At 42.6% G+C, this 22,552-nt stretch carries 21 protein-coding genes and 1 pseudogene; 10 read left to right on the forward strand and 12 right to left on the reverse strand.

Annotated elements, in window-relative coordinates; translation table 11 throughout:
• Nucleotides 1-103: 103 nt before the first annotated feature.
• Nucleotides 104-1,147: a lipoyl synthase gene (gene lipA / locus ACT3QQ_RS07590; protein WP_444523237.1), complete on the forward strand. Its 1,044-nt coding sequence runs from the start codon at nt 104-106 to the stop codon at nt 1,145-1,147.
• Nucleotides 1,148-1,315: 168 nt separating this feature from the next.
• On the opposite strand, the gene ACT3QQ_RS07595 is transcribed toward lipA, so the two are convergent.
• Genes ACT3QQ_RS07595 through ACT3QQ_RS07605 form a run of 3 tightly spaced genes read right to left on the reverse strand, consistent with a single transcriptional unit; the run spans nt 1,316 to nt 4,881 of the window.
• Nucleotides 1,316-3,352 (reverse strand): TRAP transporter permease, encoded by a 2,037-nt coding sequence (locus ACT3QQ_RS07595; protein ID WP_444527525.1) that lies wholly within the window; start codon nt 3,350-3,352, stop codon nt 1,316-1,318.
• On the reverse strand, nt 3,324-3,887 hold the full coding sequence (locus ACT3QQ_RS07600) for a DUF1850 domain-containing protein (RefSeq protein WP_444527526.1): 564 nt from the start codon (nt 3,885-3,887) through the stop codon (nt 3,324-3,326). Before ACT3QQ_RS07600 ends, ACT3QQ_RS07595 begins: the two co-directional genes overlap by 29 nt.
• A complete protein-coding gene (locus ACT3QQ_RS07605; RefSeq protein WP_444527527.1) occupies nt 3,865-4,881 on the reverse strand; it encodes a TAXI family TRAP transporter solute-binding subunit in 1,017 nt (338 codons plus the stop codon). Before ACT3QQ_RS07605 ends, ACT3QQ_RS07600 begins: the two co-directional genes overlap by 23 nt.
• Nucleotides 4,882-5,347: 466 nt before the next feature.
• On the opposite strand from ACT3QQ_RS07605, the gene mtnP reads away from it, so the two are divergent.
• Nucleotides 5,348-6,241 (forward strand): S-methyl-5'-thioadenosine phosphorylase, encoded by an 894-nt coding sequence (gene mtnP / locus ACT3QQ_RS07610; RefSeq protein WP_444527528.1) that lies wholly within the window; start codon nt 5,348-5,350, stop codon nt 6,239-6,241.
• Nucleotides 6,242-6,401: 160 nt separating this feature from the next.
• Here the strand turns inward: mtnP and ACT3QQ_RS07615 are convergent, their stop codons facing one another.
• The 6 genes from ACT3QQ_RS07615 to ACT3QQ_RS07640 all read right to left on the reverse strand — a co-directional run bounded on the left by ACT3QQ_RS07615 (nt 6,402) and on the right by ACT3QQ_RS07640 (nt 12,367).
• The gene (locus tag ACT3QQ_RS07615) at nt 6,402-7,445 is read right to left on the reverse strand and encodes a methyltransferase domain-containing protein (RefSeq protein ID WP_444527529.1); all 1,044 of its coding nucleotides are present in this window, start codon (nt 7,443-7,445) and stop codon (nt 6,402-6,404) included.
• Between the two features lie 108 nt (nt 7,446-7,553).
• Entirely contained in the window at nt 7,554-8,210 is a 657-nt protein-coding gene (locus ACT3QQ_RS07620) for a TIGR04282 family arsenosugar biosynthesis glycosyltransferase (RefSeq protein WP_444527530.1), read from the reverse strand.
• A gap of 81 nt (nt 8,211-8,291) precedes the next feature.
• On the reverse strand, nt 8,292-9,011 hold the full coding sequence (locus ACT3QQ_RS07625; RefSeq protein ID WP_444527560.1) for a TIGR04283 family arsenosugar biosynthesis glycosyltransferase: 720 nt from the start codon (nt 9,009-9,011) through the stop codon (nt 8,292-8,294).
• 34 nt (nt 9,012-9,045) lie between these two features.
• The gene (locus ACT3QQ_RS07630; protein WP_444527531.1) at nt 9,046-9,867 is read right to left on the reverse strand and encodes a DUF547 domain-containing protein; all 822 of its coding nucleotides are present in this window, start codon (nt 9,865-9,867) and stop codon (nt 9,046-9,048) included.
• A 78-nt stretch (nt 9,868-9,945) separates the two neighbouring features.
• Nucleotides 9,946-10,935, reverse strand: a complete 990-nt coding sequence (arsS, locus tag ACT3QQ_RS07635) for an arsenosugar biosynthesis radical SAM (seleno)protein ArsS (protein WP_444527532.1) — start codon at nt 10,933-10,935, stop codon at nt 9,946-9,948.
• A 232-nt stretch (nt 10,936-11,167) separates the two neighbouring features.
• Entirely contained in the window at nt 11,168-12,367 is a 1,200-nt protein-coding gene (locus tag ACT3QQ_RS07640) for an FAD-dependent oxidoreductase (protein WP_444527533.1), read from the reverse strand.
• A gap of 362 nt (nt 12,368-12,729) precedes the next feature.
• On the opposite strand from ACT3QQ_RS07640, the gene ACT3QQ_RS07645 reads away from it, so the two are divergent.
• The 6 genes and pseudogenes from ACT3QQ_RS07645 (at nt 12,730) to ACT3QQ_RS07670 (ending at nt 17,394) form a co-directional block, all read left to right on the forward strand.
• A complete protein-coding gene (locus tag ACT3QQ_RS07645) occupies nt 12,730-13,686 on the forward strand; it encodes an alpha/beta fold hydrolase (protein ID WP_444527534.1) in 957 nt (318 codons plus the stop codon).
• A 226-nt stretch (nt 13,687-13,912) separates the two neighbouring features.
• On the forward strand, nt 13,913-14,734 hold the full coding sequence (gene dapD, locus ACT3QQ_RS07650; RefSeq protein ID WP_444527535.1) for a 2,3,4,5-tetrahydropyridine-2,6-dicarboxylate N-succinyltransferase: 822 nt from the start codon (nt 13,913-13,915) through the stop codon (nt 14,732-14,734).
• Nucleotides 14,735-14,960: 226 nt separating this feature from the next.
• Nucleotides 14,961-15,692, forward strand: coding sequence for a 7-carboxy-7-deazaguanine synthase QueE (gene queE, locus ACT3QQ_RS07655; protein WP_444527536.1), 732 nt, complete (start codon nt 14,961-14,963; stop codon nt 15,690-15,692).
• Between the two features lie 56 nt (nt 15,693-15,748).
• Nucleotides 15,749-15,970: pseudogene (locus ACT3QQ_RS07660) on the forward strand (multidrug resistance efflux transporter family protein); the annotation flags it as partial.
• A gap of 47 nt (nt 15,971-16,017) precedes the next feature.
• Nucleotides 16,018-16,653, forward strand: coding sequence for a trimeric intracellular cation channel family protein (locus ACT3QQ_RS07665; RefSeq protein WP_444527537.1), 636 nt, complete (start codon nt 16,018-16,020; stop codon nt 16,651-16,653).
• 75 nt (nt 16,654-16,728) lie between these two features.
• Nucleotides 16,729-17,394: a trimeric intracellular cation channel family protein gene (locus tag ACT3QQ_RS07670; RefSeq protein WP_444523222.1), complete on the forward strand. Its 666-nt coding sequence runs from the start codon at nt 16,729-16,731 to the stop codon at nt 17,392-17,394.
• An 86-nt stretch (nt 17,395-17,480) separates the two neighbouring features.
• On the opposite strand, the gene recJ is transcribed toward ACT3QQ_RS07670, so the two are convergent.
• Nucleotides 17,481-19,310, reverse strand: coding sequence for a single-stranded-DNA-specific exonuclease RecJ (recJ, locus tag ACT3QQ_RS07675; protein WP_444527538.1), 1,830 nt, complete (start codon nt 19,308-19,310; stop codon nt 17,481-17,483).
• 317 nt (nt 19,311-19,627) lie between these two features.
• Here recJ and ACT3QQ_RS07680 point away from each other — a divergent pair, with 317 nt between their 5' ends.
• Both ACT3QQ_RS07680 and ACT3QQ_RS07685 read left to right on the forward strand, forming a co-directional pair.
• A complete protein-coding gene (locus ACT3QQ_RS07680; protein ID WP_444521297.1) occupies nt 19,628-20,143 on the forward strand; it encodes a hypothetical protein in 516 nt (171 codons plus the stop codon).
• 172 nt (nt 20,144-20,315) lie between these two features.
• Nucleotides 20,316-20,720: a hypothetical protein gene (locus ACT3QQ_RS07685; RefSeq protein WP_444527539.1), complete on the forward strand. Its 405-nt coding sequence runs from the start codon at nt 20,316-20,318 to the stop codon at nt 20,718-20,720.
• A 101-nt stretch (nt 20,721-20,821) separates the two neighbouring features.
• On the opposite strand, the gene ACT3QQ_RS07690 is transcribed toward ACT3QQ_RS07685, so the two are convergent.
• On the reverse strand, nt 20,822-21,199 hold the full coding sequence (locus ACT3QQ_RS07690) for a hypothetical protein (RefSeq protein WP_444527540.1): 378 nt from the start codon (nt 21,197-21,199) through the stop codon (nt 20,822-20,824).
• Between the two features lie 296 nt (nt 21,200-21,495).
• Nucleotides 21,496-22,548, reverse strand: coding sequence for a pyridoxal phosphate-dependent aminotransferase (locus ACT3QQ_RS07695; protein ID WP_444527541.1), 1,053 nt, complete (start codon nt 22,546-22,548; stop codon nt 21,496-21,498).
• Nucleotides 22,549-22,552: the final 4 nt, after the last annotated feature.

Here is a 22,552-nt window from a genome sequence, read left to right on the forward strand (position 1 = left end):
TAAAAGTTGACGACCAAATTTCTGCTATAATATCTGCACTCATAAAACATTCTGACAATTCCATAAACCCTTATAATATAAAGGGTTAAGAGATAACTCTATTATGACAACTGCCGTACAAACACATGTACCTACTGCTAGGGCCAAACCAAAAAAAGCCATTCAAGGTGAAAAGCTGCGTGGCTATGACAAAGTTGCACGTATCCCAATTAAGGTCATCCCGACTGTTGAGGCAAAGAAAAAGCCTGATTGGATTCGGGTAAAAATGTCCTCGCCTGCTGAAGTGGCTCGTATCAAAGCAACCTTACGTGAACAAAAGCTCTATACTGTCTGTGAGGAAGCAGCCTGCCCTAACCTGCCACAGTGCTTCGCTGATGGTACAGCGACCTTTATGATCATGGGTGATATCTGTACTCGTCGCTGCCCATTCTGTGATGTCGGCCATGGTCGTCCGAATGAGCTAGACAAGGATGAGCCTCGTCACACCGCTGAGACTATCGAAGGCCTACAGCTTAAGTATGCAGTAATTACCTCTGTCGATCGTGATGATCTCAAAGATGGCGGTGCTGGACATTTTGTAGAAGTTCTAAATGAATCAAGAGCGCTTAGCCCAAACTGCTTGATTGAAATTCTAGTACCAGATTTCCGTGGACGTATGGATATTGCGTTGGATTTACTGACAGAGACAGCGCCAGATGTATTTAACCACAATATTGAAACTGTGCCACGTTTGTACAAAGCTTTCCGTCCAGGCTCTGACTATCAGCATTCACTAGATTTGCTTAAGATTTATAAAGAACGCCGTCCTGATATCGCAACCAAGTGTGGCTTTATGGTTGGCTTGGGTGAAACCGAAGAAGAGGTTTATGCACTACTCGATGATCTAAAAGCACATGATGTGGATATGATTACGATTGGTCAGTATCTACAGCCTAGTAAAAACCATGCACCTGTCGATCGCTATGTCCATCCAGACGAGTTCCAGCGCTATATGGACTACGGCAAAAAGATTGGCTTCTTTAGCATCTGGGCAGGTCCAATGGTACGCTCAAGCTACTTTGCAGATCGTCAATATTATGGCGAAGATTGCCCAGCACCTATCCGTAGTAAAAAAGCGCTAGAAGCTGAAGGCAAACTTGGCTGCTAACCTTAGAGGCTAATTTGGCAATACAGTGGTGTGAAATTGCTTGTGAATAACTGTCGCTAAAACATCTACTAAGATAGTTGCTAGCAATATAAAAAGGGTGAATAACAAATTTGTTATTCACCCTTTTTTTAGCTTTAATAGTTTTATAAAAGATTCACACCCAATACTTTACACGGTTAAAGTTGGCGTCGGCTTTCCAGCTGTTTTTATATTAAATACAGCAATACCAAGAACAATCACCCCACCGATAATACCTGTGACCATCTCAGGATAGATCAATAGTAAAGCACCAATCGTCAAGATAACACGCGTCACCGTATTCATACCGCCTCTGAAGTACCCTTCAAGCGCTGAGCTTAACGCAAGCACCCCAGTTATCGACGTCACTACTACCGTAATGATTTCCACAATTGGCGGCAATGGGAAATCTTTTGCTGTTACTGCCAAACCTGTTGGGTCTATCATCAACATCGTTGGATTATAAATAAACATGAACGGCACGATAAAGCCAGCCAATGCAAGTTTGAGGGACAAGAATCCTGTCTTCATCGGATCACCACCGGATATACCCGCACCCGCAAAGGCAGCGAGACACACAGGCGGTGTAATATTGGCAAAGATGCCAAAATAGAAAACAAACATGTGCGCTGACAAGATTGGAATATCAAAACCTGCCAGTGCTGGAGCAGCCATCGTTGCCGTAATGATATAGGCAGGAATAGAAGGTAGTCCCATGCCTAATACCATTGACGCTAGCATCGTTAAAATAAGCGTGAAGAATAGTGATCCTGCGCCTAGCGTTACAATAGATGAGGTCATTACTGTACCAAAGCTGGTCAAGCTCACAACCCCAATGATAATACCAACGACCGCACAAGCAGCCATTACTGCTAGCGACTGACGTGCTCCATCTTCTAATGCGCCTAAAATATCGGACAATCCCATGCGAGTCTCAGCACGTAGCATACTAATTAGCACAGTAAAGCCAATGGTATAAGCCGCTGCGTAACCCACAGGCACGTTTCTGATTAATAAGAAAATCAAGAAAACAATCGGCAGTAGCATGTGACCGCGTGCTTTTAACACTTCTTTTACTGCTGGTAAGCTGTCTTTGGCAATACCTTTTAGATCGCGACGTCCAGCGCGGAAATGCACCTGAGCAATTACGCCTACATAGTACAGCACAGCTGGCAACAGTGCCGCCAAGGCAATCGTACTATACGGCAAGCCTGTCGTCTCAGCCATAATGAACGCACTAGCACCCATAATCGGTGGTAAAATCTGACCACCAACTGAAGCACTCGCTTCCACCGCACCTGCAAAATCTTTGTGATAGCCGACTTTTTTCATCAACGGAATGGTAAAGGCACCCGTACTAACGACATTTGATAAAGCTGAGCCATTGATACTGCCCATAAAACCACTAGAAATTACCGCTACTTTTGCAGGACCGCCTTTTTTATGACCGGCAATTGCCAATGCCAAATCATTAAACAACTGCCCCATTCCCGAACGTGCTAGAAACGCTCCGAAAAGGATGAACAAGAAAATAAAGGTGACCGATGCACCAATCGCAACAGAGTACAAACCTTCCGTCTTTAGGAATAACTGACCGAAGATATCACCCATATCATAAGGGCGGGTCAAAAGCCTGTCTGGCATAAAATCCATGTGACTGACAAATGGATAGGCCAAAAATATGCCTGCTAAGATTGGTAAAATCCAACCTGTGATACGGCGACTGCCTTCTAATACGCAGACCACAGTGATCAGTGAAAATATCACATCCATCTGATTTGCCATACCGCCGCGTGAGGTCACAATATCTTGATACTCATAAATGAGGTAACCCATACCAGACAAAGATAGAACAAACCATATCCAGTCATACCATGCGACTCGCTTACGGCTGCTTTTCTTGCTAGCTGGAAAAATTAGGAATATCAATGCAAAACCAACAGCCACGTGTACAGAGCGCTGAAGTAAAGCTGGCATCGGATTAAAGGTGATATACAAGTGAAAGAGTGAGTAAAGGATACAAATACCAGCAATAAAATATTTTACTGGTCCTTGAGTAATATGGCGCGTGATTGACTCTCGGTCATATTTTTCCAATACCGCTCGGTTGACAGCATCAGCATCTTTATCAATGTCAGCATCTGGCGTAGTATTCACACTACCTTGATCCGTCACTTGGGAGTTCATGACAAAAGTCCTTTTTAAATCTATCAATTAAATCATACGTCTTGGGCATGATTACTACTTCTGAATAGTCTGGTACCCACTGGTGAATCAAGAAACGATGGCCACCATAATCTATTTCACCCTTGGTCAGTCTAGATATGACCCAATTAAGGCGAGGTAGCTTTTCGTTGATTTGATAACCCAGATAGCCAGGCTTTTGTATAGGAGCAAGCGTTTCGGTAGAGGGTGTCCCCGCACCGAATGCTTCGAAATAAGTAGTAGTGAGTAACAGCTCAGCATTCTCTGGACTACTGCCGTCTATGCGTTGATACTGCTCTTCCCACCACTGTTTTTCTACTGAATGTATCCAACGTAGCTGAAACTCAGGCTCGACAAAGTAACAAACTTTATCGTCAGCACCATCTACACCTGCGACTCGCACTTCAACGACAGACTGAAGCGTAAAGCCTGTCCATAGCGTAAAAAAAACCAGCGCGGCAATAAATGCCGCGCCAGTTGATAGCCATAGCGAATTATTTGGCTGCTTGTTCATCATAGTACTTTTTAGCGCCAGGATGAATTGGAGCGACCATACCATTATTAGCAGTTTCTAAACTAATATCATTGGCCGCTTGGTGAGCTGTCTTTAGACCGTCCAAGTTTTCAAACAATGCTTTGGTTAATTTATAACCATCATCTTCAGATAAGTCAGAGCTAACCAATAGTGCATTCATGATTGCTGCAGTTGGAATCGCTACTTCGTTACCATAAGTATCGGCTGGAATCTCAAAGGTTTTGAAGTAAGGCTTGGTCGCAATAATTTCTTTTAACGTGTCTTGGTTGATAGTGACAATCTGTAAATCCAAGCCCTGCTCTAGCTCCATCAAAGATGAATTTGGTAGACCACTACTAAAGAATGCCGCTTCAATTTTACCTGCTTTCATACCATCAGCGGCTTCAGCAAAGCCTAGATAATCAACAGTAACATCATCATATGTGATACCAAACCCTTCAAGTAAAGTACGAGCATTTACTTCGGTACCAGAACCTTGATCACCTACAGCAATACGCTTGCCTCGTAGATCTTCAATATTTTTGATGCCAGAGTCCTTTGAGGTCACGATTTGTACGACGTTAGGGTATAGAACAGCAATCTGTTGAATGTTAGTAATTGGCTGCTCAAAGTTGTTTTTGCCTTCGACAGCATCCGTAACCACGTCACTTAGTGCCAAGACCATGTCGACCTTGCCTTGGGTCAATAGATTGACGTTTTCAACTGATGCGCCAGTAGTTTGCGTTTTTGAGTTTACCCCAAAAGTTTTGACATAGACTTCAGACAATGAAGTGCCAATGATGTTGTAAGGACCAGATGCACCACCAGTAGCGATGGTAAGGAATTTTGTATCTAGCTTATCTGCTGTAGTAGCAGCGCTATCGGTTGCAGTACTTTCTGTGGCAGTACTCTCACTGCTTTCTGAACATGCTGCCAGACCTAGCGTGGCACTTAGCATAGCTGACAATAGCAATGGAGACTTTAAAGAGTTAAGCATGGAATTCATCCTTGAAATAATCGATTTTATACGTTTGACAATATTCGTATTTATACATAAATACGTTACAGACGAGTAATAATATAGTAATTCTATCAATAAATAAACCTTGGCTTACTTTCTCTTTTTCTTTCAATATCTTATATTTAAGGCTGTCTGAGAAAATGCTCATTATTTACTGATTTGACTAACGTCCATTTGTTTTGCTATGCAAAACATTGTTTCAATAATTCAATATTATTACAAGAATCCACGCTATTGTAAACCTTTATCGATATCTAATAAGTACCGCTATAATGCAGTATTTTTGAGGATATTTTATCTAGGTCAACTCAATAAGAACTTTCAATTTATAACCACAAGGACAAAAGTTCTGCTATATTTTATCTAACCTATTTTTTGGTTCATAGGTATTACACGGCGCTAGTTTGTGCCTCTCTTTTATCAACCCATTTGGATAGTCCTTATGACAATACCTAACACGGAAGTACTGGCACCATTATCTGCTGATATTGCTATCATCGGTGGTAGCGGTCTCTATCAAATGTCATCACTGACCAATAAACGTAGTGTGACGATACAGACGCCTTACGGCAGCCCCTCTGATGATATTGTCTTGGGTGAATTAGAAGGAATGACTATCGCGTTTCTGACACGGCATGGTCAGGGCCATAGACTAACCCCATCCGAGGTGCCTTATCGAGCCAATATCTATGCGCTAAAAGCTCTAGGGGTACGCTATATCGTTTCTGTATCAGCAGTTGGCTCATTGCAAGCGCATCTTAAGCCATTGGACATGGTCGTGCCTGATCAAATGATTGATATGACCAAACACCGAGTGAGTACCTTCTTCGGTGAGGGTGCCGTCGCTCATGTGTCAATGGCAGACCCACTATGTCCAGCTTTAGCAGAACTCTTGACGCGCGCTTATGACCAAGCAGATATTGTAGAAGGCACCATCCATTCTAAAGCAACTTATATCTGTATCGAAGGCCCTCAGTTCTCAACTCGGGCAGAGTCGGAATGGTATCGTCAGATGCAAGCAGATATCATTGGTATGACAAATATGCCAGAAGCCAAATTGGCTCGTGAGGCCAGTATTGCTTATGCTACGTTAGCTCTTGTGACAGACTTTGACTGTTGGCATCCGACTGAAGAAGCCGTCAGTGCCGACTATGCCATAAAGAACCTAATGAAAAATGCGGATAATGCACAAAAAGTGATACGGGAAGCAGTCGCTTTGATTGCCGCTGAACTGCCCGATTCAATCGCTCACAACGCCCTTGCGCAGGCATTGGTCACACCTATAGATACGATGGACGAGCATACCAGGATCAGACTGGCCGCCTTGCTGACATAATCTGGATGCCTATTCTTCATTTTGAATGACTGCTATTAATCGGTTTAATTTTAATAGGCTGTCTTTAGTCGTATCAAAAAAAGGCCATTATCTGAAATAATGGCCTTTTTTTGATTTAGTATGTGTTTTTGAAATATATACTAAATACACAACTTTGATATTAGCAACAACCGCCTACGCCAGTTGCCGATATCATAGGTTGATTAAACGGCATTAGCTCACCGCAACCTGCAAAAATACCGTAGTGACGACTGTCATCACCGATAAACTCAAAATGCGGCGCAAAACGTGATTCTTGTAGCATTCGAAATGTGTTTCCGCATACTGGGAACACGCGGCCAGCTTCGATAGCATGATGTTTATCGAGATCAAACCGATGCGGAGATTGCTCGATCGTTCCTTTGTATATCACCGCTTGTCCATGATCTTCGCAAGCATCCTCAAGCGAGTCAATTTTAAATAAGCGGTAAGTTGCAGAGAAAAACTGAATATCACCAATTTTAGCTGCCAACACAGGATCTATAATCTCAAGTGGGCGATCTTCAACTAGGCGAGGATCTAAGAATCCTGCATCTCGTGACAAACGGTTAAAATCCTTCCAATACAATGCGCCACTCAAACACTCTCCATATAAAACTGGATCTTCGATTAGGTGTTGCGGGATGCGGCGATCGGCATAGACGTCAGAAAAATAAAACTCACCGCCAGGCTTAAGCAGACGCTGCACACTGGCCATGACTGCCGCTTTATCTGGTGATAGATTAATAACGCAATTTGAGACGATAATATCAAAGCTACCAGCCGCCAGATCTAACTCATCTAGCTTCTCGATATAACCATGCAAAAATGTCACATTATCATAGCCAAACTTATCGACATGATAAGCTTGATGCTGTTTGGCAACGGCCAGCTGCTCATCGGTCATATCGACACCGACTACGTGCCCACTCTCGCCAACCAGTTGTGCTAATGCATAGACATCTCGACCTGAGCCACTGCCCAAGTCTAAAATTCGGCAGCCTTCCAGCAATGCTGGACATACCAAACCACAGCCATAGTAACGACTCAATACCTCATCGTGGATATTTGCCAGTAGCGGTTTGAGCCATTCAGGCATATTGCTAATATCACAACAAGCTGAAGTCTTTAAATCATCGGTACTCTGTAACTCTTTACCATAATAATCCTGTACGACGTCATGCATAACAATATCCTTATTGAATGTACCATCCGGTTAAAAGACTTATTAAACGATCTTAGAATATACAACTACCTTAGTGAATTTATTAACCTAACTGTCAATTATCTATTATCAACTGCCATCGACTTTGATATGGAAATCTAGCCAGCCTGACGGTAAATGTTTTAGATCTTTCGGCTCATCAATATCATGCAAAGGATCAAATAGCGCCAGTGTCCAACCTAATGCTGCTATACGCTGCTTAGTGACGGCGGCTACACTGGCAGTGCTCCAGATAATGTCCGAAAACAGGCTTTCATCAACTTGCGTGAACCCCAACAACACATAACCACCATCAGTCGCTGGAACCATGACCGCATCATGTTGATCTAGCTGCTTTACCGCTGTTTGAATACACGATACCGTGAGGCTAGGACAGTCCGTACCAACTAACACAACCTTTTTAAAATGTTGCAGTGCGAGCTGACTGGCCACCAACATGCGCAAACCCAAGTCACCATCAGTCTGAGCAGACCAGCGCAGCGAGTTGGGCAAATCAAATGCTTGCCAGCATGAATCTGTTGGTACTGGACTCACGCATAACTCAACGGAAAAACCAGTATCAATAGCCTGATCAATACTATGTAGCAGCAACTGCCTCGCCATACGTGCAGCACCTTCTACCCCTAACGCTGGCTGCAAACGGGTTTTTGCCTTATTGGGCGCTGGATACTTTGCAAAAATAATGATGCAAGTATCCTGATGTCCTGCAAATGAATCAGTTGTCACTATAACTGTCTCTCAATCGATCGAATGCATTAGTATGGACTCTCTCTTATCTTACCTATCATATTAATAAAACAAATAACTTTACGACTTGTAGTAGCGTTGCTTTAAAACGTCAGGCGATACGCCGCGCCAATAATCAAAGCGCAGCTGCCACATCAAAAAAATCGTCCGCCACGTGCCATGCTGCTGCCAACGCCTCGCTGAGGTCGTCACTTTACTTTTTAGACAAGCTGGTCGAGCAATCTTTTTTAGCCGTTTACACAGCTCGATATCTTCCATTAATGACTGATTAGGATAGCCACCAATCTGCTCGAATACAGATTTTTTGATAAATATTGCTTGATCGCCAGTGGCCATCCTCATTAGGCGTGAGCGCTGGTTTATCATTAGTCCCACGATTTTTAACAATGGATCACGGCTATCTAAGCGCACATCAAAACGCCCCCAGTCATATTTAGCCATTGCTTGTTGAACATTATCTACCGCGTCAACTGGCAGCTCGGTATCGGCATGTAAGAATAGCAACATATCACCCGTGGCTAACATAGCGCCCACATTCATTTGCTGTGCGCGCCCAACTGTAGAGTCAACAACATGCCATTTGATGGCTGATTGAGCAGCCTCTGTACGTTTGAGCAAGCGGTTGGCGACCGTAACTGAGTCATCTACCGAACCTCCATCGACCAATATTACCTGCTGCGGTGCCGGATCGAGGCTAGCTATGTGAGCCACGAGCTTAGGCAAGTTATCCGCTTCATTTAATAAAGGAACGATGATAGAGAGGTTCAATGAATATACCATCACGTCAATCAACTAATAAGGATTAGAAACTGATTTATTTTTTATTCAAATTCCAGTTGTAATCGGTATAGCTTATTTTTATTTTGCCTTGCTTGAGATCTGCTGTCTGAGCTTTACTCAACCCTAATGACGAGCTATAACGACCCAAAAACCCTGCCAAGTTTTTTGTGCCACGCCAATTGGTTGCAAAATCTTCTTTATACCATTTAAAAATTGGCGACACTCTTAGCGTATTGCCTTTAAGACTGTTGCGGCTCCTGTCGGCCAAAAACTTAGAAGTTGCCTGCTCTAATTGACTGTCTAAGCGCTTGCCGGTAAAGGCATCATCTTGCAGAGCAGGACAACCAATACTGGCACAATTGACCGCAAAGTGAATGCGCGGATCGTTGTAGCGTTTAGAACCACGAATCAGATTGTGCTCGATATCATCAAGTGAGCGCGTCTTGCCGAGTACCGAAACAAAATCTTGCTTCCATGGCGACCCTAATAATCCGCCAATATCTTTAATAGATTTGACGTTTGGATATTTCGTCAATACCAAATCAACCGTACCAGCGTTATAAACATTAATTAAAAATGCCAACTGCTCGTTTTTACTCCAACGATTGAACTCTGATTTAGATACCTTGCTTGTTGCCTCTAGATAGCTTGTCAGCTTACTTTTATCTGCCTTCATGCCAGCATAGTTGACCACTGAAGCTTTACCACCATTGGTCATGGTCACGTGCTTATTTAATAAGCTATCCCAGCTCTGATGGTTAAAGTCAGCATGAGCGGCCACGCTTGCTAATAAAATAGTCGTGGCAATCACTGGTTGTGCGAACAACGTCTTCGCTGAAAAATTAAATACTGACATAAGGCTTACTCCGTTTACACTGATTGTTTTTGTCTAGGTTGTTTTTTGTTTACTTTAAAAGTACTTATATTAAAACCGCTAAGGCGTGTCTATTAGCGCGGGCTCTACTGCTTCTTCTAATGCACCACCACAGCTACTTCCCTGTCCTGCTGTACAACCATAGCAATGATCCGCAATGGCAATGTCATCACCAGAAGGATTTTGCGTTAACAAATCACTTAGATGTCGCCGTGACTTGTTTGGTACAGGAATTTCTAACTGCTGATTGAAATCACAATCAAATAGCTCACCCAACCAATTAACACTAATGGTCGAGCGACACATAACCTCGGCCAAATTAGCAGCCATATAGTTGGCTTTGAGCAAATCCATGTACGGATGGAACTGTTTTTTTGCCAATAAAACCGCGCCAAAACGCTGAATAGGCATATTGGTTAAGGCAAAAAGATGATTAAACTCAATATCAAAATGCGCTTTTAGCTCATGCTTATAATCCGCTTCGAGCTGCTCTTGATTGGGTGGTAGTGTCGCACCTTGTGGGTTGTAGACTAAGTTTAACGTTAAATCCGAATCAGGCTTGCCATAACCCAACTGATTGAGCTTTTGTAATCCCAATATACTGTCGTCAAATGCGCCTTTACCGCGCTGCTTATCTACATTCTCTAGGGAATAACAAGGCAAAGATGCCACCACTTCAACGTGGTTATCTGCTAAAAACTGTGCCATATTCTCATAACCTTCCTCCATGAGGATTGTCAGATTACAGCGGTCTATCACTTTGACACCCAAGGCTCGAGCAGCCTTAACCAAATACTTAAAATCCTCGTGCATCTCAGGCGCACCGCCCGTCAAATCAAGCGTATCGATGTTTTGTGCTTGCAATACCTCTGGTATCAACTCAACCAACTCACGTGACATCATCTCGGTACGATAAGGGCTGGCGGCCACGTGACAATGTACGCAAGACATATTACATAAGTAGCCCATATTGACTTGCAATATCGTTAGTTGGCGTCGTTTTATCGCTGGAAAATCAGTATGCTCAAGTAAATCGATAGTTGATTTCATAGTGGTCTAAAATCCTGTTAGCAGTACAACTAAAAAAGGATAGCAATATAAATTGAATTTTATGAATAAAGAAGGTAACACATTGCTTTTACTGTTTATTTTAAAAATTTACAGCTTAAGAATTATTTACCTACTTTACGGTTTATCTAATCAATCATACCTGATTATCAATAACTATTGACAACTAAACATATGGATTTTATCTTTTATTCCAAATAAGCATTAACCTTCTTTAGTCCTTATCAGCTTCGATAAAACGCTTATCAATATACTTCTTAAGATGCCATACCCAGCGACCTTGTAGGTTGACGTTACCCCAACTACCAATAGCGTATTTATCACCGCAAGATAGCAGGTATAGCGTGCGAGTCTTTGGCTGATAGCCTTTCATCACGCTATCTTTTAGATAGGCCAATAAGTTATCGGCTTCGACGGCACCACCATGTACTGAGTGTACCCCTGAATGCGCCACGTATTTATCGACTCGTGTCGCCACATCCCCGACAGCAAACACATTAGAATGAGAGACGCTCTGCTGTTTATGGTTTACCGCGATAAATCCATTTCCCTTGATTTCCAAATCCGTAGAGTCAGTCCATGCCGACCCTATGACGCCAGTCGCAGCAATGACAGCATTGATAGGCAATGATTTATGAGTGGTCGACAGTTTGCCATCACAATAATCGGTTGCTCGTTCTCGAATTATCGTAATACCATGGCGATGTAACTGCTTAATCACTCGCTGACGAAAGCCCGAGTTAAACCCTGATAAAAGATTCTCACCGCATACTAATGTCACTTGATGATTACGATTGATTTTCTGTAGCGCAACTTGGGCAGCCATGACCAATTCTATTGCCGCCGCGCCTGCTCCGATAATAGCCAATTGATAATTTTCAGATTGTTGAGCATCCTTTAGAATCTGCTGCCATTGAATGATAAAGGTCGATAAGGGTCGTATGGCAATCACGTCAGTATTAGCATCGCTACCTACAGTACCAGTATCAAACTCTCTATTGTTACCATTGTTTCTGTGATCATTTTGATCATACAGCCAACGCATGTCCGTATCTGCACCCGTATTTAGAGACAACACATCATAGGCCAAATCCGTTTGTTCATCGCCAGTCGTCACCACTTTATTAGAGGCTGCGTTTACTTGAACGAGCGACTGCTGAACGAAGCGCACACCTGCTCGTACACAAAGCGATTTGATATCGATACTGATATCATGCAACTGATAATGCCCTGCCATCCAACCAGGTAACATGCCAGAATAGATTGTTTGTGGCTGCTCACTAATCAAATGAATGTCTGCATCTGTAGTATCGGTTTGCTTTAAGCGTTCTGCGCTAAGGCGGCGCAACATGCCAATATGAGCATGACCTGCCCCTGCCAATAGTAGTATTTTTTTCGATGAAAATTTTGTCATAGATGATTTTATCAAGGCGGTTAGTTAGTGTTTAATAGAACGATTATTAATATAAATGACTTTAAAAACTCATTTAAAAGTATCATATGAATAAGACAAATCTGTTGCGGGTACACAGCAAGAGCGTAAATGAATTATGTGGTTTATACAGATTCAACAATAGTCACTGCGTTGTTCGCTATTGCGAGAACGATATTTTGTATCACTGAATTAAAATCATAAAATAAGGTGAAATTATTTATCATCGCCCAGTACAATAGGACACTATAAGAGCCGCATGATAAATTGCGCTACTTGACCCATTATTTGAGAAACATTGTCAAAACCATTAATGAAAATTATAAGTAATCAAGGAACCTTACATGAGTACCAACACCGATACCAGTAACGACCATATTTTGTCTTCTGATAATATTCACTACTTGCATCATGATTTTTTTGAACCAAGTAACAAAGACGTCGACATTAGCGCAACTTTACTGATTGTGCATGGCATGGCAGAGCACAGCGGTCGCTATAGTGATTTTGCACAGTTTTTGGCAGACAATGGTATTGCTGTGGCAACTTACGATCATTTAGGTCATGGACAGACTATCAAGACCGAGACCGATCTCGGGTTTTTTGGTGAAGAACATCCAGTACAGTCGTTACTAAAGGATGTGATTGTGATGGCAGATAGCCTAAAAGACCGTCATCCAGATGTGCCACATTTTGTAATGGGTCACTCGATGGGGTCGTTTATCGTGCGTAATGTACTCAAACATCATGCGCACAACTTTACAGGCGCCATCTTAATGGGTTCAGCAAATGCTAACCCACTGGCCAAGGTTTTATTACCCATTAATAAACTACTGGCCAAAGTCGCACCAAAACAGCCGAATACAATATTTGCTAAAGTAATGAACAAAGTTCTCAATAGCCAACTACCTGATCGCAACTCGTCCTCACAGTTTGCGTGGCTCAGTGAAAATACTGCAAACATTGAAGCCTATGAAGCCGACCCTCAAACTGGTTTTGACTTTACCAATAATGGTTTTATGACGTTGTTTACGCTCATGGATACTGGATTGAATAAAAACTGGGCTACTACTATTGCCAAAAACTTCCCGATGCTGTTTATTAGCGGTGAAGATGATCCAATCGGTGAAATGGGTCGCGGTATACGCAGGGTTGTCACGCGTTTGGACAAGCTTAATTTCAGTCATGTCGATATCCAGCTATACCCTAATATGCGCCATGAAGTGTTGCACGAAAAAGACAAACAAACTGTCTATCAAGATATTTTAGAATGGATAGAGACCAATACGACTGGCGATTAAATCATGATAAATGAGTTGCTTTAAGAAGACATCTAAAAACAACTCATTCAATATTGTCACAATAAGGTCTTCAACGCGTTTGCTAAAAGCGGCCAAATTGGCGACAATACAGCGAGCAAGTTTTTGGACCGAGCCATACCTTGAGTTTTACTTCAGGCTGGGTCATATAAGTCAGTAACCATAACATTAAGATTAATCTCCCTTTCATTTATTTTAGGATTTTTTTATGTCATTACAACAAACCATCGAACAAGCCTTTGAAAATCGTAACGAGTATAGCCCAAGCACTATGCCACAAGATGTACGCGACGCTGTTGAACAAGTACTTGAGCAATTAGATAATGGCAGCCTGCGCGTTGCAGAAAAGAAAGATGGCGAATGGGTTGTCAACCAATGGGCGAAAAAAGCGGTATTACTGTCTTTCCGTCTAAACGACAACTACGTTCAAGCTGCTGGCGAGCATGTGCAGTTCTATGACAAAGTACCGACTAAGTTTGCTGATTGGACAGAGGCACAGTTCAAAGAAGCTGGCGTACGTGTTGTGCCGCCAGCAATCGCTCGTAAAGGATCTTTCATCGCAGCTGGTGCGGTATTAATGCCATCGTATGTCAATATCGGTGCTTATGTTGACCAAGGCGCCATGGTAGATACATGGGCGACTGTTGGTTCGTGTGCTCAAATCGGTAAAAACGTCCATCTATCAGGTGGCGTTGGCATTGGTGGCGTATTAGAGCCATTGCAAGCAAACCCTACTATCATCGAAGACAACTGCTTCATCGGTGCACGTTCTGAAATCGTTGAAGGCGTCATCGTAGAAGAAGGTGCTGTCATCTCTATGGGTGTCTACATCGGTCAATCAACTCGCATCTATGATCGCGAAACTGGCGAGATCCATCGTGGCCGTGTACCAGCAGGTTCTGTTGTCGTACCAGGTAGTTTACCGTCAGAAGATGGCACGCACAGCTTATACGCTGCAATTATCGTGAAAAAAGTTGATGCGCAAACTCGTGCAAAAACATCAGTAAATGAGCTATTACGCTTAGCCTAAATATTTAGCACGTACCGTTGTTTATTGAATAATATTGTTTTATATGAAGATGCTGGAGAATGACTCCAGCATCTTTTTTGCAGCTTAATATAACGTGTTACGTTATAATCCTCTTTTAGTTTTGCTTTATGCAAACACAAAACCATCCGTACAATCCCCTGCCTTTTTTATTACGATTGATAAATGCTTTATCGCCTTATCGACCTTTAACTGTATTTGAAATATTATGAGTGAATCATTATTACGCACCGCCGCTATTCCTGTCACTGACCCCGAAGCAGGATTGCGCCTGACTGAGATTTTTTATTCCTTACAAGGTGAAGCAATCACCTCAGGCTTGCCGACGATATTTGTGCGTCTAACGGGCTGTCCGCTGCGCTGCGTCTATTGTGATACCGAGTATGCTTTTACTGGCGGCGAACGCCAATCATTAGAAACCATCATAGAAACTATCAAAGGCTATCCTTGTAAGCGCATCTGTCTGACTGGTGGTGAGCCATTAGCACAGCCGAATGCTATTGAGCTGATGACACGTTTGCTGAGTGATAGCTACGAGATATCTCTTGAGACAGCAGGCGCACTCACAGTAGAAAACGTACCGCCAGCAGTCAGCAAGGTGATGGACCTTAAAACGCCAAGCTCAGGCGAAGTCGATAAAAACTTATGGTCAAATCTCAACTATCTCACCGAGCATGACCAAATCAAGTTCGTCATTATGAATCGTAAGGATTATGACTGGGCAAAAGCTAAATTGACCGAGCATAAGCTAAACGAGTTGGTCGGTACGGTGTGGTTCTCACCAATGTTTAATGTCGCAGATGATGTCGATGAACAGCTCAGCCCTGAAGTACCTGTACTAGCGCGAGAACTGGCGGAATGGATGTTAGCTGATGCCTTGCCAGTACGTTTTCAGCTGCAACTACACAAAATTATTTGGGCAGACGCTAAAGGCAAGTAAAAATACGAAGTGTGAACACCTAGAGTGCCATAGATTAGCTACCTTATTGGCAATCAGTTGGTCTGCTATCAGGCGTGGCTGCAACCAGTCTGTCCTTATATACACGTGAGCAAGCAGTAACCTCAAGCGAAGTTGCTGGCGTTGACTCAACTCAAGCAAGTGAGATCATCTTTGCTTTAGTCGGTGGTATGATTCTGCTGGGTAATCCACTTCCCTTAGGTTTAGTCGGTATCGTGCTGATTATTATCGGACTGATACTGTTTGCAAAAGATGGCTAAAACAACAACCCCTACCATTTTGATAATCACGATTTGGCAATATAACCATGGTTAATGCTTTGATTTTTCCCGATATTCTATTATATTTATTGGACATGGTTGGCGTTGTTGCGTGCGCCATTGCAGGGACGTTGCTGGCGCAGCATAAAGGTTTTGATATCGCTGGTTGTATCTTAGTGGCGATGGTTAATGCTATCGGCGGTGGCACATTACGTGATATGGCTCTAGATCGTCACCCTCTATTTTGGATGACCGACCTTAATTACGTGATCGTTATCACGGTGACCTCTCTTATCTTACAAATTTTCTTTCACCTTTATCATAAGATTGATAATGCGTTGAAGCTTTTCGATGCCATTGGACTGGCAGCTTTTAGTGTGATTGGTTTTAAGGTGGCCCTAACCCTAGACATGTCACCTCTCATTGCTATTATGATGGGGGTCTGGACCGCCATTATTGGTGGTCTACTGCGTGATATCATCTGTAATGAGATACCTCTAGTGCTACAGCGTGAGATTTATATTACTGCCAGTATCGCAGGGTCGGTGACTTATTTGTGCTTACAGTATTTTGGGGTAAGTGCCAGTATCAACGAATTTATTATGTTATTTGTCATATTTGCGGTACGTATGCTAGCGCTTAGGTTCGACTGGCATTTGCCCTCTATACGTCTTGTAGATTGATTGATTAATTGAGCAAAGCTCTGCTTAGGTAGCTTTTGTTTGACTAACGATAATTGAAAATAATGAGAACTGCCCATGTTGGCTATCGTATTGGATCCTACCGTACTGATCACTACTTTTGACCCAGGCTCTTTGATATATTTATTTGATATGATCGGTATTATCGCCTGTAGTATCTCAGGCACGATACTTGCCAAACACAAAAACTTTGATGTCTTCGGCTGTCTGCTCGTGTCTATTGTCACCGCTATCGGTGGCGGCACAGTACGCGATGTTATTCTAGATCGTCATCCATTATTTTGGATGGTAGATATGAGCTACCTGACCCTTATTACGATCTCTTCGCTAGCGATGCAGATATTTTTTCATCCAAACTCAAGACGCGTGGATAAATTCCTCAAACTCTCCGATACCATTGGTTTGTCAGCTTTTACGCTAATAGGTATCAAGATTGCTGATGACATGGGCGCCAATGTGCCAGTGGCACTATTACTGGGTGTGATTACCATCGTGGTTGGTGGTATCATTCGCGATATGATTTGCAACGAGATTCCGTTGGTACTACAGCAAGAGATTTACATCACTGCGGCGTTAACAGGTGGTGTTTTGTACTTTGCTCTAAGGCAATTAGGCGTTACAAATTGGGTAGCTGACATTTCTACGATGAGTACGATTTTTACCTTGCGTATGCTGGCTATTCGTTACGATTGGCAGTTTCCAACAATAGAATGGAAATACTGACACTAGCCTAAATAGGTGTGAAGAATGAGAATGCCAACGCGCCCATATTTGAGCGCGTCTAGTATTGTCGTTTTAGCATTGTTGACTTAGCCTTGCTCTACCACAGCCAAGTCTTTGACCATCAGCTGTAAACTTTGCTTGCTATTCCATTCATTGATATCTAGCTGAAATAACAAATGGACTTGCTTAGCACGGTAATCCCAAGCTTCATTGTCAAAATTAAAGCAAATTGCTTCTATCGGATATTGAACGTCTGGATAGCGCAGTGATAGCTTAAGATGTTTGTCTTTTAAAACCTTAAAGCTCAAAACTTCAAACACACCGTCAAATATAGGTGGCGCAAATCCATGACCCCAAATACTGGCATCAGCTAAATGCTCAGCAAACCATAAGCTAAAGTCGCTCGCTTGCAAAGGTCCATCGGTGAATTTTTGCTCTGCAAAGACCTCATCATCCATTTGAGCCATTACTTCGTTAAAGGCTGTGACAAATGCCTCAAAGTTACGGCGCTTTAAGGTCAGACCTGCTGCCATCGCGTGCCCGCCGAAATGACTGATTAAGTCAGGGTGGCGCTCAGCAACTTGTTCAATCGCATCACGAATGTGTATACCTGGGATAGACCGTGCTGAACCTTTGATGACGCTGTCTTCATCTGTATGCTCAGTGTCTGCTGGCGCAAAAACGATACTGGGTAGATAGTGACTCTCTTTCAATCGACCAGCGACAATACCGATGACTCCTTGATGCCAGTCGTCTTTATATAGAATAATACTACGCGCGCCTCTATTGCTCGCTTTAGCAGTAGAGACAACTTGAACGATTGTCTCATCGTTACTGGCATTATCATTGCTGGCACTACTCGTACTATCGTCTTCAGTAGCCAATGCTTGTACGATACTATCAGCTTGCGCACGCATCTCGCCCTCTACATGACGACGTGTGCGATTCAACTGCTCAAGCTCTTGTGCCAAACGTTGTGCCGTACTCCAGTCTTCTGTTAATAAGCACTCGATACCGATACGCATATTATCCATGCGCCCAGCGGCATTGATACGTGGGCCCAACACAAAACCAAAATCCTGTGCATGAAGCTGTTTAGGATCACGGCCAGCTTGCTCAAGCAATGCCAATATCCCCATACAGCAGCGGCCTTGACGAATGGCTGATAATCCGTGATGTACCAAGATACGATTATTTTTATCCAATACCCCAACATCTGCAATCGTGCCAAGGGCGACCAAATCCAGATATTGGCTAACCTGTACCGTAGACTTGCCAGCTTCACGGCGTAGCTTTGCTAACCGTCCGAGCACATAAAATGCGACTCCGACTCCGACCAGTGCCTTACTAGCAAAATCACAATATAACTGATTGGGATTGACCACCGCTTCCGCAGGTGGCGTCTCTTTGGTCGTGAGATGATGATCAGTGATAATCACTGTGATACCATCAGCTTGGGCACGCGCTACCCCTTCATGACTTGAGATGCCATTATCAACTGTTACTATCACGTCTGGTTGGAAAGTCTCAACACCTAACTCGACAATCTCTGGCGTCAGACCATAACCGTACTTAAAGCGATCTGGCACTAGGAAATCAACGACTGCACCCATCTTCGTGAGCGCGCGCATCATTAGTGCTGTACTGGTTGCACCATCACAGTCAAAATCACCAACGATTAGAATACGCTGACGCTCGTCAATCGCCAGGTCTAATAAACACACAGCTTCAGTGACACCGTGCAGGGCCTCAGCAGGCAATAGACCAGCTAAACTGGTCGTCAGCTCATCAGGCGTTGTGATACCTCGCCCTGCATACAAACGGGCAAGCGTGAATGATTCAGCGGCAAGTGGTTGCAGCGCGGCGGGCAACTCGTCGATGCGAGTGCTGGTATAACGGGGGGTTAAATTTAGCATGAGCGTATTCTACTGGCTTTAGTAGAGGGTCACAATGACAATTTATACTACCTTTGTATATCATTAAGCATTGTACAATCTGTTAAGTAATGACCGTAAATTAGCGATAATTGATACGGCTATTTCTATAGCTTGTATAAACCAACTTCACTTCATTACTTACAAAAAAGGTGCACAGTGTGAGTAATTTCATTCATTTTGCTACAAAGCAATGATTGTAAGCCACGCATAAATCCATAGAATAGTAAGCAACTGAAAAATTTGTTATCTATTGAACTTTTTATCATCTATATTTTAATTATTTATAAGGACGCTTTATGAAAACCACACCAGTTGCTGAAAAACTTCCAAATACTATCGACCCTAACCTAGATCTTGATAAAATTAAAAAAGAATGTCAGGGAATGGTAAAAAAACGCGCTAGAGTTTCTGCTGGTGTAGCTGTTGTTCCAGTACCATTTTTTGATGTTGCAGTCGATGCGGGCATGTTGACCCAATTAATTCCAGAGATTAGTGAGCGCTTTGGTCTCATTGAAGACCGTCAATCAGCCATTAATCTAGAGTCACGTGAAGTGCATTGGAGCGCAGTAAAAGATCGTACCGTAGATTTCGCTGGTCTAATGGCGACACGCGGTATCGTCAAAAAAACCATTCAAGGTTTCGGTGGTCGTATCGCCGCCAAACAAGTGACTAAATTTATCCCACTTGGTGGTCAACTGGTTGCTGCAACCATGGGCTATACGATTTTTAAAAAAATCGCTAATGACCATATCAACGAATGCTATAAGTTGGCAAAAGATATTCAGCAAAAGGAACACGGTAAAAACGTATAAAAGAGATAGATAGCTTACTTATTCCCTATTAAACCAGCTAGGTAATTACTTAGCTGGTTTTTTTGATTCTACGATTAGAAAATGGTATGAGCCATGGGTTAATGATGTCATTAATAGGTTTTACTGATAAGATGAACGTCCAAAACTATCAACTACTCTGAGGAGTTAACCCATGAAAAAACTTTTGGCTTCAACCGCTATGCTTGCCACTCTTGCTCTAGCTGGCTGTACATCAACGGGTACTGGTACGACTACAGGTGGCAGCACTAGTGCTAACACAGCCATAACAACTGCAAGTAGCATTGGTATGAATGTATTAACATCAGCGATTGATACGCAATGTCGTAGCGAAATTGAAAACCAAAACGCATGGCGTGTAGCAAGTGCTGCAATGACTGAAGCACAGCAAGAAACGGTTAAAACCAATGTTTGTGGATGTGTGAGTGAGCAAGCGCCTCAGCAAGTCACTATCGTTGAATTGGGCAATGCCGCTATTGACTCAAGCTATCGCACCCAGTTAGTATCAGAAGTGGTCGCAAAATCTATCCAAAGTTGCTATACAAGCTTTGTGCAATAGAAGGTAAATTGCGTTATTCATAAAAATAAAAAGTAATAAAAAGGGTGCGTTATACATAGCGCACCCTTTTTATTGCTAATGTTTTAATTCTACTGATGAGCCTAAAACTTGTTTGTCTCAGACGGTTGAGACGTTATAGAAGCAGTGAGAGGCAATGCTTGGCTGCGGCGGAAGTATTTCGAAGAGCTCTCGATAATTTTGTCTACTTCCTTGATTAAATCATGGATGACATCATCGTAAATACCGTGATATAGCTCTTTTTCAAATGCAGTAAACGGATGCTTACGCGAAGCTGAACCAACCTCAGTGACGCCATCTTTACTATAAAAAATATCTACGCGTCCATCACTGTTCAACACGCAATTTAATAGTCCGCCTTCGATTTCCATCTCTACACGTTCTGGCATAAAAATGTAATCATCTACATCAATGAGTTTTTTTTCTACTTCTCGTTTAAAAAACGATTTGATATCAAACATAGATACATCCCTAACTTTATAATTATAAGATACGTGAGCATGTCGAGCACTGTGGCTGCTATCCAATATTCATCTGTGTGATTAACGGGTCATGCTTTACTCAGTCATCCTATAAGATAGCATCAGATTATTTAAGGGGCGATATGTAAAACTGCGTTTGATGTTGGTAAAAATGTGTGGTTAATCTTAGCTTCAATATATGTTCAGCAAAATAGGTCTATAAAAATATACCTAAAAAAGAGCGCTGCCAGTTAGCACCCCCCTTTCATATTATCGAACTGCATTGACTGACTGAATTAGACCCAGCCCTTCTCACGAAATGATTTGAGTACCTCTACAAATACTGCCATCTCATCAGGTCTACCAAGCGTTAAACGATTAAAACCAACAATAGGCGCAAATTCACGTCCAACCGCAATCCCATGTTCGCGCATCCTATCGATATAGGTTTGTACATCGCCTTTTATCTCATGAAATACAAAGCTCGCCTGCGAGGGCAAGTAACGTAAACCAAGCTCATCCAATGTTTGCTCAACCATCTGACGCGATTGATTGGTCGTCCGCAAGCTCAATGCCAAAAACGCGTCATCATCCAAAGTCGCTAACGCAGCGACAGCGCCTGACAAATTGGTATTATCAATCGAGATAAAAGCCTCTAGTTTGGTAATCATTTTCGGGTTAGCAACTGCATAGCCGACACGCATGCCAGCAAGTGCACATAATTTTGAAAAAGTACGTACGATAATAAGATTCTCTGAACGTTGTTGCCTTACCCACTCAATACCACTTTCAAAACTTGGATCAGTCACATACTCTGAATAAGCCTCGTCTAGTAAAAAATAATGGTTGTCTGGCGCACTTTCTACCCATTTTTTGAGCTTTACTGTGTCCGTAATAGTCGAAGTTGGATTATTTGGATTGCATAAATAAAACAAGCTAATCCCATCAAAGTCATCAGCGACTTTTTGCATGCTTTGTAAGTCAAAGTCATAATTTTCAGTAGTCAGTGGTACTTTTACCACAGGCACATCAATAGATATCGCATATAACTCAGCATAGGCAAAAGTTGGATGCGGCACGATGACTTGAATTTTTTTGCCTTCTACCAATGCTTTATGTTGTAGCATTTGGACGACGGTACGGATATTTTCACTAGAGCCACTGCCCAGTGAGATTTGGCTCTCCGACACACCATTTATCTTAGCGACCTTAGTAATCAGTGCCGCACGCTGGTCATCAGGATAACGAAAGCCAATGTCTAAAGAGTCGATAACGGCTTGTTTGGCAGCATCTGACATGCCGAGTGAGTTTTCGTTAGAATTTAATTCTATTAAGTTGTTGGTAAGCACAATG

The sequence above is a fragment of the Psychrobacter sp. AOP7-A1-24 genome, from assembly GCF_052376235.1.
Lineage (GTDB): Bacteria > Pseudomonadota > Gammaproteobacteria > Pseudomonadales > Moraxellaceae > Psychrobacter.